Below are 12,475 nucleotides of genomic sequence, written 5' to 3'. Positions count from 1 at the left end.
GGATTAATCCTCTTTCAGTTTTTTTATTTAAAAGGCTATTAATGTAAATGAAGCTTTAAAAGTATGTAGAAATAAAATATGATAATGAGGGGAACAGAATCCCTTCACGTTTTATGACTGACTTTCAAATAGATTTCATTGAGTATAACCAAGACTTATTAGAATGTACATATAATCATGTTACATCTTCTTTGTCTGAATTACTACAGAATGCTTCGTATTCTGAATCAATTATAAGTGAACTTATAGAATTTTATGGTGAAAATTTAGAAGAACAATACAATACTATCATTAGGTTATATGATTTTGAATATGAAGAACTTGTTGAAGAAGCAAAACTGGATGGTAGAAGCCTGAAGTATATGGGATCGGTAATTTATGAAGATTAGAAGTTTAATGTAATAATAGGGATGGAGTAAAAATGACAATGATACAATTTAATTCTTATCATCAAAAAGTAGAGGTAAAGAGAAATTTAGAACTTATGAACTTAGAGCATAAAAAAATTAGAGAGTATGTGAATTTTGATGTATGTTCTTTTGAGCAATTAGATGAATTTCAAGTAGGATACAGCATTGACACCGACGGAAACTCCCTTGTAACCGATGAGGAAGATACTTGGGATGCAAATTGGATTGTTATTGCATATGAAACTATGTGTGGAGATCCAATTATTATTGACTTAAGTGAGGAAGGATACCCTATATCTTCACTCATGCACGGGATGGATAGTTGGAGTGGTGGCGATTTTCTTGCAGATTCCATGGAATCATTTATTAATTTTATGAAAGATATAGGTGATTTTCTAACTGAGAAACAAGTGTTAGAAGGTAAAAGAATGATACTAACTAAAGAATTGGATATATTGTTAAATGAGTTTTTAGAAAGAAATAAATTTACTGATTTTGAAATATGGCACTCTTTATTAAGTCCATTATTTGATATCGCAGAAGAATATGAGCAAACAATGGAGAGAAAAGTAAAAAAGATGAAGGAAGAAGGAAAGAAAATAACGGAAATTGCCCACATGCTTAATATAAAACCTAAAGAAGTGTATGAGTATATTAAGAAAGTTTAATAATGCCTCTTTACTTTAGCGAGAACAATCAGGCACAATGATGGAGCGATACAGGCAGAAAATGCTCGAATTCTTATAAAGTCGAAACAAAAAATCTGCTGAAGAAGAATCCATTTTGCTCAATCTTTTTTCAAAATGGATTCTTTTTATTTATTGTAAAACTGAGGATTGAGAGTTGTTTTTGATTAGAATTTATTTCGAAGCGAGGGCAATGGGGTTCCGAGGCAGCTCTGCATGAGTAAAGATACTTACAAAAAATCAATGAAATTCAAAAGAATATCCATAAGTGAATACAGTACGGAGAATGAGAACGAAGGACGACGGACGCGGAAGGTGGCTACAGGGATGAAGTATGGTGAAAATACTAAGTTAGTTGAGGAAGTAGAAAGAGACCTTGAGATGTGTGCACTAAATCGTTTAGTAAATGGAAAAGTGGATAATTTTTATGAAAAGGTATTTAAGGTGTATAAAATGGGAGGATGGCCTTGTGGATGGAAAGGTGAGTACATGGAAGGGAAAATGATTATCTACTTACCAAATGAAAAATGAAGGCTTACATACCGACATACTTTATGATTTAATGAACTCTATTGTGAAACGATTATAGAGAGATGACAGGCAATACGTTTAAATATCTTGATAGTTTAGGAGGGATTATTAAATGATTAATCTATCTAATATTCCAGATTTGATAGAAAAGTCAGCAGCGAGTGATATTGAAATTCAAGCAGTAGAAAATTGTATGAATGTTACATTACCTAATGCATATAAGGAATTATTGAGATGTACAAATGGCTTTTCAATCGGTGGTGGGTTACTTATTTATGGTACGGAGCATATTGCAGAAAGGAACGAGGTTTGGGAAGTAGATGAGTATGCAATGGGGTATGTCGCAATTGGTGATGACGGTGGCGGTAATGTATTTTTAATGGCTCAACATGCAGAGGAAAAAGAGGTGTTAGTAATTGATTCTGGGGACATGAATCCAAGTCATGCTACTGTAATTACCGCTGATTTTAAAAAATGGGTGAATAGTGGTTGTGTAAGTGAAATAGAACAGAAAACAATACATAAGTCATCTGATATTTGTAATATAGTGTTAGTGAAAACCCCTAGTGAAGGTTTGAAAGATTTAATAAGAATAAAGAACGTATTAGGGCTTGAGATTTCCGCAATTGATTTGCTAAAGGGTTCAAAAAATCTTCCTTATATATTAGTAGAGAAATTTCCATACGGTAAGGCGGAAAAACTCGTTGGAAAATTAGCAATTGATAGTACTATACTGAGTATAGAAGTGACTGGAAAAAACAGTTAATGTTAGAGGGTAGCTTTCATACGAATAGAGAAATCGATATGAATCCAAGGGAGTAAATAGGGAGAGTTAAAAATGATTATAAATGATGCAGTTTTTGGTGAGATGGCTATTGTTGAGTACTTATTTGATAATGGTGCAATATTAGATGTTAGTGATCCAAATAGAAATTCACTATTCTCAGCAATTTATGATAGGCATCTTAATATTGTAAAGAATGGTATTGATATTACTGTAAAGTATACAGGGGATACTATGAAAGATTATGAAAGATATGGGAGCTTATGAATTTGCTACTGAAAGAGGACAAAAAATTGCTGAATATTTAAAAATGTACATTTGAGGTCATATATTGAGGTAATAGAAAAGCGTGGAACCCCTACGTATAATGAATGTTTCGGGTTTGTTCCTTTTCTTGGGTTAAGCGGATTATAAAGATTGAAAACTTATGATCATATTAATTTAATTACCCAATTCATTTAAAAGGAGAAATGTATATGGACTATCAATCTGAGGTTAAGAGACTATATAGTTGTAGATTTTTAAAAAATCAATCGGAATGTGAAGAGTTTGACAATGCACTAGAAAATTTAGCAGATTGTACTGTTAAGGAGCTTATTCAAGAGTTGTGTATAGTATTTGAGGATGAAACACAAGCGGAAGAGGTTATGTTTGGTCTAGTTCATTTTATTGAAAGTTTTGAAATGGAAAAATATTTAACGGAGATGCCTAAAGCTTTACCAAAAATGGTTGAGAGTGCAAAAGAGTGGGCAATGCTATTAAATAAAAGAATTTTAAATGATGATTTGTATAGAAGTGAGTATGCTAAAGTGCTTGTAGGAATGAATTATGATATACAACTAAAAGTAATTGATTTACTTAATGAAATTATTACTAATAACCCGAAAAGATTTGAAATCACTGCCAATGAAGTTCTTAGTCAATTACAAGGAGTTCATAAAAATAAATAAGAATTGTAGAACTACTGTATTATAGATAAAACTAAGAACACCCTAGCGAAGAGTTAGGGTGTTTGTGTTATATAGTTTCACCATACGCTTCCGAATTAGGAGCAGGAGTAATCAACGAATCTTTTGTAGCGTTTCCTATAATAGAATGTAGGTGTTTAACATTTAAATATAGGAAGAAAAACAATTAAGCTTTTATTTTATTTAAAATGGATACTCTATTAGTAGTGAATAGTAAATAATTTTGCTTTACTGTCTTAATTAAAATACGATCAGTTGTACCATATGCTGTTCCAATTCGGATTACGCTTTTTTCTTCAACACCAGCATATGTATTATCTTCCGTTACCTCAGTGATTTCACATAATGGAATATGAATTTTAGAGAATTGCCATGAAATAATTAGTTCATCTTTTGTTTTTTCAACATGAATACCTAACATGTTACCAGAACCTTTCTATAATAAAATTTCACTCGTACTATTTTATTATACAAATTTACAGATTATATTTCTATTTTTTACAGAGAGTATACAATTAACAACGAGAAAATGTTCATTATTACTTTCATCCCTATTATAACGAATTCTACAATAGAAAACAGAACGTATATTTGGTATAATCGAAATATACTATATGAAACGATGTACATGAGTTTGAGATTTTTGAAAAAAGGTAAGTGATACATAATAATACATACGCTATAGGATTCAGTTCATGTTATACAAATCAATCGTTAGAAAGGAAAAGAAGTATGAATCAAATTTCATTCGAAGATTTATTTGAAGAAGAAAACAAACGAGGAAAGGTAGAGGTAGCTGAGATTCCCGTACCTTTATCGCCCTTACAAAAGGACATTTTAGAATTAATTAATTCTGAAGAAATAAGTGCACTTGAGTTATGCGAACAATTAATACGAGCTGGTAAAATATCAGATGAAAGATTCACAACGAATAAGCCTAAAGCATATGGGCAAGTATGCTTACTATTAGAAGGGTTTGTTAAAGAAGAAAAGCTTATTTTTGTCAAAAGTGATGAGAAAAGAGATAGAGTATATAAATTGAAAGACGAAGATTCTAACGAATAAAATGTATAAAGTATAGTAATGAAATAAGGAAGTCCTCATATTTGTGTTGAAAGATTATTTTCACATAAGCGTGGGGATTTTTTTGAGGGAGGATGTATGAAAGATTGGGAGTATGATGAATTATTTCATGCAATTCGGGAGGCGTACGAAGAGTTATTAGATGAAGAGAGAGGGTATCGATATGCTATAGCAAAACTAGCGGATGAATTTGATAATGTAGGAAAGATTGAAGATGTTATCGTTGATACTGCCATAGGAGAAATAGCAGTCAATCATCATATGGTTTTTGTTGGGCGTATTAAAGGTATAACAAAGAGGCTAAGTATGTTTAATCTTCAAGAGGCAGAAGGTGAATTGACAGTAGAGGAAATAAAAGATTTATCGATAAGAATAAATAATGTAATAGAAGGGTTAAAAAATGTAAAGAGTGATTATAAATCTTCGGTTGAATAATTCATGTTTCTGCAAATGTAAGAGACATAGCTAAACAAGAGAATAGAAATCGCTGCATACATAAAACGTAAGATAGATGAGAGATAATAAAGATTGGAAAAAAAAATAAGACTAAAATAATGGGATTGATAGGCATATGGTTATCAAATATAAAAAAATTATCTTATAGATAGTTAAATGGCTATTACTATATTACAAATAATCAACTTTTGTTTTATTTTTTATAGGAAAACAAAAGAGTAATCGTAAAGACTACTCTTGGATTTTTTTCTTTTCTTCCTTTTCAATTTCGGAAACAGACTTTTCAGGATCTTTTATAAGTTTTCCTAATTCCGCAGAGCAGTCAAATTTATCTTCGGAATTTTCTGTAGTACTAATACGAGCTACAAAATCTAATTGTTGGTTATTATTTATATACCCTTTTAGTCTAGGAATGCCCATAGGACTAGTTTCACGTTCTGTAAATGTAATAGATTTCACATCTTTAATATTATAATGAATATACTTTTCTACACGTACTTCTTGTGCTTTCCAAAACTTTTCTTCTATTTCTTTATGTTTTAAGTATTCCATTGTAAAATACCCTCCTGCTATGAGCACCAAAGCAGATACAATTAAAATAATTACTTTCTTCATTAGAAATGCCCCTATTACATTCTTTTTAAAATTGGATAGGGAAGACAAGAATAGTGCAAAGACTATTCTTTTTTCTTTTCTTTCTCTTCCTTTTCAATTTCGGATACGGATTTTTCAGGCTGTTTTATAAGTTGTCCAAGTTCTCCAGAACGCCCCAATTTCCTTTCGAAATTATCATTACTATTAAGACCGGCATCAAACCATAATTCTTGATTATCATTTATATATCCTTTTATATGAGGAACGCCCATAGGACTAGTTTCGTGTTCTGTAAATGTAATAGATTTTACATCTTTAACATTATAATGAATATATTTTGCTACTCTTGTTTCTTGTACTTTCCAAAACTTTTCCTCTTCTTCTTTATGTTTTAAGTATTCCAAAGTAAAAAATCCTCCTGCTATGAGTAACAAAGCAGACACAATCAAAATAACTACTTTCTTCATTAGAAATGCCCCTTATAAAAAACTTACCATTACATTCTTTTTAAAATGGGATAGACAAGAATAGTGCAGAGACTATTCTTTTTTCTTTTCTTTCTCTTCCTCTTCAATTTCGGATACGGATTTTTCAGGGTCTTTTATAAGTTTTCCTAGTTCTCCAGAACGTGAAAATTTATCTTCGAAGTTTTCTGTAGTACTGATACTAGCATCAAACCATAGATCTTTATCATCATTTATATATCCTTCTATAGACGGAATTCCCATTGGACTTATTTTATGTTCTATAAATGTAATCGATTTAACATCTTTAACATTATAATGAATATACTTTTCTACTCTTGTTTCTTGTGTTTTCCAAAAAAATTCTTCTTTTTCTTTATGTTTTAAGTATTCCAAAGTAAAAAATCCTCCTGCTATAATACAAATAATGGATAAAATAATTACTAATTTTTTCTTCATAAAAAATCCCCTTGTATTTGAATATAGTTAAAATATACCATGAAATGAGTTGAAAGATATGAGTGAATTTAAAAAGAATTCAATTGCGACAGATGAAGATTACTTCGAACTATCAGATAAAGTGTATGATGATAAATTTTTGCACAAAGGTGTAGAAATAAAAGGTGTTAATGGTAAAAAATGGGTTGTTATAGAATCAATAGATGCAGATTGTCAAAAAGTGAAAAATGGATTACAAGCTATTGCAGTGGTACCGAAAAATGATTATAAAGAGAATAAAACTCACTATGAAACTATAGTATTTGCATTTCGTGGAACAGAGCCTAAGCAATTAGCAGATTTCGAAACAGATATCGATCAAATTACGTTTGGAATTAAAACACATTCTAAAGTAATTACTCCAAGTAATAGTCAAACAGTAAAACCAGATTTTGCAACATCTTTTAATACCGGATTGGAATGGGTAGATAAAGTAAATGAAACATATCAGCCAACTTATGTGCATGCTACAGGGCATAGTAAAGGAGGCGCAGAAGCTGATTATGTTGCTTCGGAACGGAATTTTTATGCAACTACATGGGCTGCACCAAACCCTTATCGTTTGCTAAGTCCTGAAGCGAAAAAACGAGTAGATAGAGGGGAAATGGAAAACAAAGCTACGGATTATACACATGAGAATGACCCAATTGGTAACCATACTCAATTCGGTGCACCTCTAATTGGTAAGCAATTTACAGTGAGACAGAATGATACAAAAGAAGATTTTTTTACACGTTTAACTATGGAAGGACACGGTAGAGATACATTTAGAGGAGCATTTCATTCAAATGGAAGCCCCCTATTAAAATTAGAACCTGAAGATATTATAAGACAAGCACAAAAAATTCAAATGCTCAGTAATCGATTATCAGATATAGCAAAAAATATAGAAGAGTTTCAAAGAAGAGAAGCTGAAGCGGTTCAAAAGTTGAAAAGTCAATTAAAATATGAAACAGGGCCAGGTGGGAAATATCATCTATTAGAAGCATACGAAATAGATGAAGCCATCTCACGAATTGCTAAAACGAAAGAAGGTGGAAATGACTATTTTCACGATGTACACATGGCAGAAGAATTAATTCATCTTTTAAGAAAAGAACAAAAAAGTTTAAGTAGATTTGGGGATGAAATTAGTGATGCAGCAAATTCACTTAGGGATAAAGATAATCAATTAGCGGGGAATTTTCAGTTTAGATAAGGAGATAATTATATGATGGATTTTATGGGGGAAATTAAAAAGATAGAAAAGCAAATCGAAAATGTGACAGGAGATTTAGCGAGTCAGGTTGTTGAGGAGTTACAAGCTGCTAAAAAACAGATTGAAAGAGAAATGCAGCGTATGATGTTAAAAACAGAAGTAGGGTTTAAATCAATAGACATTATAAAAGAAGATACATATGCTCTTCAAAAAAATATAGGGACATTTCATGAATTACAAACAAGTCTAAGAGATATAGCAGCAGAATTAGAGAAAAGTTTTGAAAGTAAAACTGGCAGTAAAATCAATGAAGAATTAAAGAAATATGAAAAACAAATTAACAACAACATTTTTAATGAACATGTTCACTTAGCAAACAGTTGTGGGAAAAAATAAGAGAAGAGGAAAAACTAAAGATAGTTTCTATTGCTTTAATTTACTGAAAAAGATGCACTGTGTAAATGCGAGGTTTGGATTGAACCAAAAAGTGTGTCTGGTGATAAGTTATATGAATAGATAATACAAATTGTATAGAAATATATGAGCTCGTTGAAGGTGAGAGTGAATTAAGGGGAAAGGTTAAAGAAGAAAATAGATGTATTCATAGGAAGGATGCAGTTATGAATCAAAAAAAGTTAGAAATGGCTTTTAAAAGATATAGCAAAAATTTTGTGGATGGAATCAAATTTGAAGATGTTAAAGATAAGTATAATGTCAGTAAAAATAAGATTGAGAAGATTGTTGAGCAAAATGAAATAGAGAAAGGTCACATCTTATTAATAAATTTAAGCAAAATTTTCTCATATCACTTGTCACTATGGAAAAACGATGTATTAATAAACGATGGAAACAATGTAGAAGGATTAAAGAACATGCAGAAAGTCTTATTTTACCAGTGCATGGGACAGGATCTCTATACAATCAGGTATCCAAAGATGATTTTGGGATATACGTTTAGAGAAGTCACCCTCACAATAGTTCATTTTGCAATGTATGGATGGGAGAAAGAAGAGAATATATTATATGATTTTATGGTTCATCACTTCTGTGGACATTTAATAGATGCTAATGAAGAGAATAGACATATTTGGTTTTTGCTAGAGCTGTACTTGCAATATAAAAATAAAACCATCATGGGAACAAATCAAAAATTGCACTTAATCGTGAAAAATAAGTTTAAGGAAGCTAAGCTGCGATGCGATTTAATTCCTGAAGACCTTAACATGTATGATGAAGTGTTGGGACGTTGGGCGACTGATGATTTAGAAGAAATAGAACATCTAATTTCAATAATGGCTCATTATCATTCTGCATTAGTTTCTGAAATCGGACAACTAGGTGAATTTGGCGATTTCAGATATGGGTTTTATCCTGTTGAAATCTTATTTTTAATTCATGTAAGGAAACAACTAGGGTTGCCAGTACCTACTCAAATTGATAATTTTCTGATGAATACTCCAGAAGCGAGAATGGTATTTGGGGAACGTGAGCCATATCCTAAATGGGATCCTGTGCTTCAGATGATTGATCAATTTTATCGTAAAAACTATCCGGAATATATTCCTAACAAGCATGGAGAATTATTTTAATAAAAAAGGAGGAAGCTAATATGCATAATCAAGGTATAGCGCAGAGTATATTTCCCGATAGTGAGGATTTGGAAACGTTTTTGAAGGAGCAAGGAGGTTATGGCTTACATGAAGATCTATTAAAATATGGTTTGATGACGAAACTGTTTTTATACGTTGACTATAAAGGTGAGCAATATCAAGAAATTGTCAACTTTATGCTTGATTACGAATTTACAAACCAAATTGAATTAGCGACACAAGAAGAACTCGAGAAATTAGAAGCATTTAACTATGAATATTTACCTGAAAAGATTGAATTGGCCAACAAAATACTGTCACCAAAGGGGTATGGACTATTTTCATATCCTAATTCGGGCGATTTTTTCACATTATTCATTGCGAAAATAGAGGATATAATAAAGTTTCTGCAAGAAGAAGTGCTGTTTGATGATAGAATCCTTTTCCAAGAAAGATGCATTAAGTACTATAAATAGACTTAAGATAATGCAGTTTTGAAAGAGACACCACACTATCCCTATGATATAGTGCATTATCAAGAAGAGTAAATGTAAGAATCTACAGTGATATACTAGACTGTAGTTTTTTTATTTGTGCGTAATTAATACATACTGTGCAAAATGAAAAATAACTAAGGGGATCTGTTAGTTCATTAGGCGATTGAGGAGTGAATTTAAAAATCAGAAAAAATATGTGAAAATAACAGAAAATATGTATTTAAATGTTAAAATTATATATTGAAGGGAGAATTTACATGAAACCTGATTTTTTCTTTATTACAATGTATCCAACAATATCTTTTAATGAAGAAGAGATACTGGGGCGTCTTTTGCATGTATTTGAGTCAAATGAGAAATTTACTCCTACTCATTGGGGGAACTGTGAAACAGTAAAGATAGAATATAACCGTCAGGAAATTTTAGAAAAAGTAATTTCAGAGCGTAGAGTATCTGAAGTTCACTTGTATCGTGATAAGTCTGTGAACTACACAGGAAGTTTTCAAGTTAACTGGAGTCATCGTTCGTTTTTAAACTTTGAGTTTCATAAGTCGATACCTAAAAAATTATGGTCTGCTTTTATTGAGTTATCTGATCAAATCGCAGAAATCGCGAAACCTCGTATTGGAGTAACTCAAATTTTTTGGCCATTGTCCTATCCATGGAATACCGAACGCGAGCGCTTACAAATGTGGATGGAAATATCTTCTCAACCCATACCAGTTAGGTTTCTTCCGAATGGTCCATTAGGATTAGGAGCTAGAACATATTTGAGTGGTCATATTTTAGACATGTTTGATAAAGAATTATTATTAAATAGCCCAGGGGTGGTATCAGAACTGAATTGGGGTGGAACTTGCATAGATCTTTTACACAACCCTTTAGAATCTGATATGGATTTGTTGCTTGATAGTTGGCTATCTGCAATGAAATATTTAGAACCAGCTCAAGTAATGGCTCTACCAAGCTTTGATGAGGATCGGATGGGAGTATCTTTTTCTCCGAATGTTGCCTGGAAGGATTATTTAACAAGATAAATGAAAAGGGAACGCAGTTATGAATGAGAATAATAGAATAAGAGTCATGGAAATATTAAATCGATCTCAATACAATGATGAAATAATAGATGGGCTAGATATGAGCAATGTAGACCTTATTTTTTGATTTGTCAGAGGTGATGGCAGAGGATATTATGGCAAAACAAGTATGAGAGCATCGTTTTTTGATTGTGATTTTGAGTTTGCTGATTTCAGAAGCTGTAATTTAGAGAAAATACATATTGCAGATTGTAGATTTGGTGAAGCGGACTGCTCTAAAGCAAATATGAAACATGGTGAGAAGTAAATGAATTTTGACCATTGAAAGACCTATGATATGGGTAGCGTACGTTATAAACAAATATTAGAAAATACCTCTCATTGTATGTAGAAATTACATAATAAAAATAGAAGTATATTACGATAAAAACTTTCCTTTACATACTAATTTTAACATCACTAACATTAGCTAATATTGTAAAGGAGGATTGAAAATGTTAAATGATGTGTTAACGAAGGAGTATATAATACAGAATGGCCTTGAGTTTGAAGAATGTTTAGAATATGGGGGACCTTATGGGTTAGGAATAGTAGAGTGTGCGGATGATGGTAAAGAAAAATTGTTTACTGGCTTAGCTTATGATGTTTATGAGAATGGAAATATAGAATGTTATTTCTATGTAGAAAATGGTGTTAAACAAGGAGAGTATGTGGAGTTTTATATGGATGGAAATATAAAAAGAATCAGTAATATGAATAGAAGCGCGGTTGAAGGGCACTGTGTTGAATTTTTTCAAAATGGAATGAAGAAGCATGAGTCTGAATGTATTGCGGGACGTGAAATGACTTTTAAAAAGTATGATGAACAAGGGAATATTGTAGAACAAAAAATAGAACTAACTGAATTCGATATATTATATGCGGAAAAATTCAGTAGCGGTTTAAATAAGTAATAAGCACTATATTAAAAATGTTGAATGTTAATAAAATAACGAATTGTAATTCGAGTGAGAGATAGTCGTAGAAAGAGTATAGGAAATGTGAAGAGGTATCGAAATATAGAAGTATGTTTATGGCGCGAACAAACAAATATAAATGAGAAAAAGACTTGAGGAGATTCAGTGGGGGGTTAGGAGATGAATAAAGTAGAATGGAGATTACCAGATAAGCCTTTATTGCGAGAAAATGTAAAGAACGTGGAAAAAGAGTTGGGCATTCATTTCCCTTTAGATTATATAGAATGTGTAATGAAGAATAACGGAGCACATGTTAGTCCAGAAGTATTTGAAGTTGAGGGGAAGAGAAAAGTTTTTGGTACATTACTAACTTATGATATGGATGATGATGAAAATATTATTGAGATATTCAATGATTACAATGACACATTACCGAGTGCATTGATTCCATTCGCATTTGACCCAGCAGGAAATTTAATTTGCTTTGATTATAAAAATCATGAAGAAGATCCAATTGTCGTTTTTTGGGAACATGAGGGAGCATGGGAAAAGGAAACTTTGATGGAAAGTGAAGGGATTACGGAAGAAGCAGCAGAGGAACGAGCAAGAGAAAATGTATTCTATATTTCTAATAATTTTACGGAGTTTTTAAATAAGTTACATGATTAATAATATTATTCATATGAAATGGTTCGTATAAATGTAAGCAGCAATAAAAGGAGAG

General features: G+C 31.6%; 17 protein-coding genes and 3 pseudogenes. 16 read left to right on the top strand and 4 right to left on the bottom strand.

All coding sequences use genetic code 11. The annotated features are described in order from the left end of the window. Positions 1-59: 59 nt before the first annotated feature. The 6 genes and pseudogenes from HFD78_RS13110 to HFD78_RS13085 form a co-directional block, all read left to right on the top strand. A pseudogene (locus tag HFD78_RS13110) lies at positions 60-389 on the top strand (immunity 22 family protein); the annotation flags it as partial. Between the two features lie 32 nt (positions 390-421). Next, a complete protein-coding gene (locus HFD78_RS13105) occupies positions 422-1,078 on the top strand; it encodes an SMI1/KNR4 family protein (protein WP_000177844.1) in 657 nt (218 codons plus the stop codon). 345 nt (positions 1,079-1,423) lie between these two features. Continuing rightward, on the top strand, positions 1,424-1,627 hold the full coding sequence (locus tag HFD78_RS29455) for a hypothetical protein (protein WP_000873537.1): 204 nt from the start codon (positions 1,424-1,426) through the stop codon (positions 1,625-1,627). Between the two features lie 112 nt (positions 1,628-1,739). After that, positions 1,740-2,393 (top strand): SMI1/KNR4 family protein, encoded by a 654-nt coding sequence (locus HFD78_RS13095; RefSeq protein WP_000609230.1) that lies wholly within the window; start codon positions 1,740-1,742, stop codon positions 2,391-2,393. An 87-nt stretch (positions 2,394-2,480) separates the two neighbouring features. Then, positions 2,481-2,733, top strand: a pseudogene (locus HFD78_RS13090) (ankyrin repeat domain-containing protein); the annotation flags it as partial. A gap of 154 nt (positions 2,734-2,887) precedes the next feature. After that, positions 2,888-3,361 (top strand): Imm30 family immunity protein, encoded by a 474-nt coding sequence (locus HFD78_RS13085; RefSeq protein ID WP_000386362.1) that lies wholly within the window; start codon positions 2,888-2,890, stop codon positions 3,359-3,361. Between the two features lie 184 nt (positions 3,362-3,545). On the opposite strand, the gene HFD78_RS13080 is transcribed toward HFD78_RS13085, so the two are convergent. Next, a complete protein-coding gene (locus HFD78_RS13080; protein WP_000900622.1) occupies positions 3,546-3,800 on the bottom strand; it encodes a SunI/YnzG family protein in 255 nt (84 codons plus the stop codon). 311 nt (positions 3,801-4,111) lie between these two features. Between HFD78_RS13080 and HFD78_RS13075 the strand changes: the two genes are divergently transcribed. Next, positions 4,112-4,444: a DUF3895 domain-containing protein gene (locus HFD78_RS13075; protein ID WP_001071932.1), complete on the top strand. Its 333-nt coding sequence runs from the start codon at positions 4,112-4,114 to the stop codon at positions 4,442-4,444. Between the two features lie 96 nt (positions 4,445-4,540). Further along, positions 4,541-4,897, top strand: coding sequence for an Imm3 family immunity protein (locus HFD78_RS13070; RefSeq protein WP_000656073.1), 357 nt, complete (start codon positions 4,541-4,543; stop codon positions 4,895-4,897). 252 nt (positions 4,898-5,149) lie between these two features. Here the strand turns inward: HFD78_RS13070 and HFD78_RS13065 are convergent, their stop codons facing one another. From HFD78_RS13065 to HFD78_RS13055, 3 genes are all read right to left on the bottom strand, one after another. Then, entirely contained in the window at positions 5,150-5,533 is a 384-nt protein-coding gene (locus tag HFD78_RS13065; protein WP_000755748.1) for a DUF1433 domain-containing protein, read from the bottom strand. A gap of 62 nt (positions 5,534-5,595) precedes the next feature. Then, positions 5,596-5,979 (bottom strand): DUF1433 domain-containing protein, encoded by a 384-nt coding sequence (locus HFD78_RS13060; protein ID WP_000758185.1) that lies wholly within the window; start codon positions 5,977-5,979, stop codon positions 5,596-5,598. Positions 5,980-6,051: 72 nt separating this feature from the next. Continuing rightward, positions 6,052-6,435, bottom strand: coding sequence for a DUF1433 domain-containing protein (locus HFD78_RS13055; protein WP_000728327.1), 384 nt, complete (start codon positions 6,433-6,435; stop codon positions 6,052-6,054). Between the two features lie 58 nt (positions 6,436-6,493). On the opposite strand from HFD78_RS13055, the gene HFD78_RS13050 reads away from it, so the two are divergent. From HFD78_RS13050 to HFD78_RS13015, 8 genes and pseudogenes are all read left to right on the top strand, one after another. Next, positions 6,494-7,672: an alpha/beta hydrolase family protein gene (locus HFD78_RS13050; protein ID WP_001288655.1), complete on the top strand. Its 1,179-nt coding sequence runs from the start codon at positions 6,494-6,496 to the stop codon at positions 7,670-7,672. 12 nt (positions 7,673-7,684) lie between these two features. Next, positions 7,685-8,068, top strand: coding sequence for a hypothetical protein (locus HFD78_RS13045; protein WP_000968637.1), 384 nt, complete (start codon positions 7,685-7,687; stop codon positions 8,066-8,068). A 224-nt stretch (positions 8,069-8,292) separates the two neighbouring features. Continuing rightward, positions 8,293-9,261, top strand: a complete 969-nt coding sequence (locus tag HFD78_RS13040) for a hypothetical protein (RefSeq protein ID WP_001072153.1) — start codon at positions 8,293-8,295, stop codon at positions 9,259-9,261. A gap of 20 nt (positions 9,262-9,281) precedes the next feature. Further along, positions 9,282-9,737, top strand: coding sequence for a DUF6630 family protein (locus HFD78_RS13035; protein ID WP_000551851.1), 456 nt, complete (start codon positions 9,282-9,284; stop codon positions 9,735-9,737). Positions 9,738-10,015: 278 nt separating this feature from the next. Then, complete coding sequence (locus HFD78_RS13030) at positions 10,016-10,795, top strand: hypothetical protein (RefSeq protein ID WP_000801400.1); 780 nt, start codon at positions 10,016-10,018, stop codon at positions 10,793-10,795. Positions 10,796-10,814: 19 nt separating this feature from the next. Next, a pseudogene (locus HFD78_RS13025) lies at positions 10,815-11,096 on the top strand (pentapeptide repeat-containing protein); the annotation flags it as partial. Positions 11,097-11,289: 193 nt separating this feature from the next. After that, positions 11,290-11,748 (top strand): toxin-antitoxin system YwqK family antitoxin, encoded by a 459-nt coding sequence (locus tag HFD78_RS13020; RefSeq protein WP_000930905.1) that lies wholly within the window; start codon positions 11,290-11,292, stop codon positions 11,746-11,748. Between the two features lie 183 nt (positions 11,749-11,931). Further along, positions 11,932-12,420, top strand: a complete 489-nt coding sequence (locus HFD78_RS13015; protein WP_001044972.1) for an SMI1/KNR4 family protein — start codon at positions 11,932-11,934, stop codon at positions 12,418-12,420. Positions 12,421-12,475 lie beyond the last annotated feature (55 nt).

This window comes from Bacillus sp. EKM501B (assembly GCF_011800505.1).
GTDB lineage: Bacteria > Bacillota > Bacilli > Bacillales > Bacillaceae_G > Bacillus_A > Bacillus_A cereus.
Note: the sequence above shows the minus strand (reverse complement) of the source record. Positions and strands in the feature narration are given on the sequence as shown.

Excerpts from the sequence above, each read along its gene's own strand:
- HFD78_RS13105 (WP_000177844.1), top strand. The coding sequence starts at position 422 with ATGACAATGATACAATTTAATTCTTATCATCAAAAAGTAGAGGTAAAG.
- HFD78_RS29455 (WP_000873537.1), top strand. The coding sequence starts at position 1,424 with ATGAAGTATGGTGAAAATACTAAGTTAGTTGAGGAAGTAGAAAGAGAC.
- HFD78_RS13095 (WP_000609230.1), top strand. The coding sequence starts at position 1,740 with ATGATTAATCTATCTAATATTCCAGATTTGATAGAAAAGTCAGCAGCG.
- HFD78_RS13085 (WP_000386362.1), top strand. The coding sequence starts at position 2,888 with ATGGACTATCAATCTGAGGTTAAGAGACTATATAGTTGTAGATTTTTA.
- HFD78_RS13080 (WP_000900622.1), bottom strand. The coding sequence starts at position 3,800 with ATGTTAGGTATTCATGTTGAAAAAACAAAAGATGAACTAATTATTTCA.
- HFD78_RS13075 (WP_001071932.1), top strand. The coding sequence starts at position 4,112 with ATGAATCAAATTTCATTCGAAGATTTATTTGAAGAAGAAAACAAACGA.
- HFD78_RS13070 (WP_000656073.1), top strand. The coding sequence starts at position 4,541 with ATGAAAGATTGGGAGTATGATGAATTATTTCATGCAATTCGGGAGGCG.
- HFD78_RS13065 (WP_000755748.1), bottom strand. The coding sequence starts at position 5,533 with ATGAAGAAAGTAATTATTTTAATTGTATCTGCTTTGGTGCTCATAGCA.
- HFD78_RS13060 (WP_000758185.1), bottom strand. The coding sequence starts at position 5,979 with ATGAAGAAAGTAGTTATTTTGATTGTGTCTGCTTTGTTACTCATAGCA.
- HFD78_RS13055 (WP_000728327.1), bottom strand. The coding sequence starts at position 6,435 with ATGAAGAAAAAATTAGTAATTATTTTATCCATTATTTGTATTATAGCA.
- HFD78_RS13050 (WP_001288655.1), top strand. The coding sequence starts at position 6,494 with ATGAGTGAATTTAAAAAGAATTCAATTGCGACAGATGAAGATTACTTC.
- HFD78_RS13045 (WP_000968637.1), top strand. The coding sequence starts at position 7,685 with ATGATGGATTTTATGGGGGAAATTAAAAAGATAGAAAAGCAAATCGAA.
- HFD78_RS13040 (WP_001072153.1), top strand. The coding sequence starts at position 8,293 with ATGAATCAAAAAAAGTTAGAAATGGCTTTTAAAAGATATAGCAAAAAT.
- HFD78_RS13035 (WP_000551851.1), top strand. The coding sequence starts at position 9,282 with ATGCATAATCAAGGTATAGCGCAGAGTATATTTCCCGATAGTGAGGAT.
- HFD78_RS13030 (WP_000801400.1), top strand. The coding sequence starts at position 10,016 with ATGAAACCTGATTTTTTCTTTATTACAATGTATCCAACAATATCTTTT.
- HFD78_RS13020 (WP_000930905.1), top strand. The coding sequence starts at position 11,290 with ATGTTAAATGATGTGTTAACGAAGGAGTATATAATACAGAATGGCCTT.
- HFD78_RS13015 (WP_001044972.1), top strand. The coding sequence starts at position 11,932 with ATGAATAAAGTAGAATGGAGATTACCAGATAAGCCTTTATTGCGAGAA.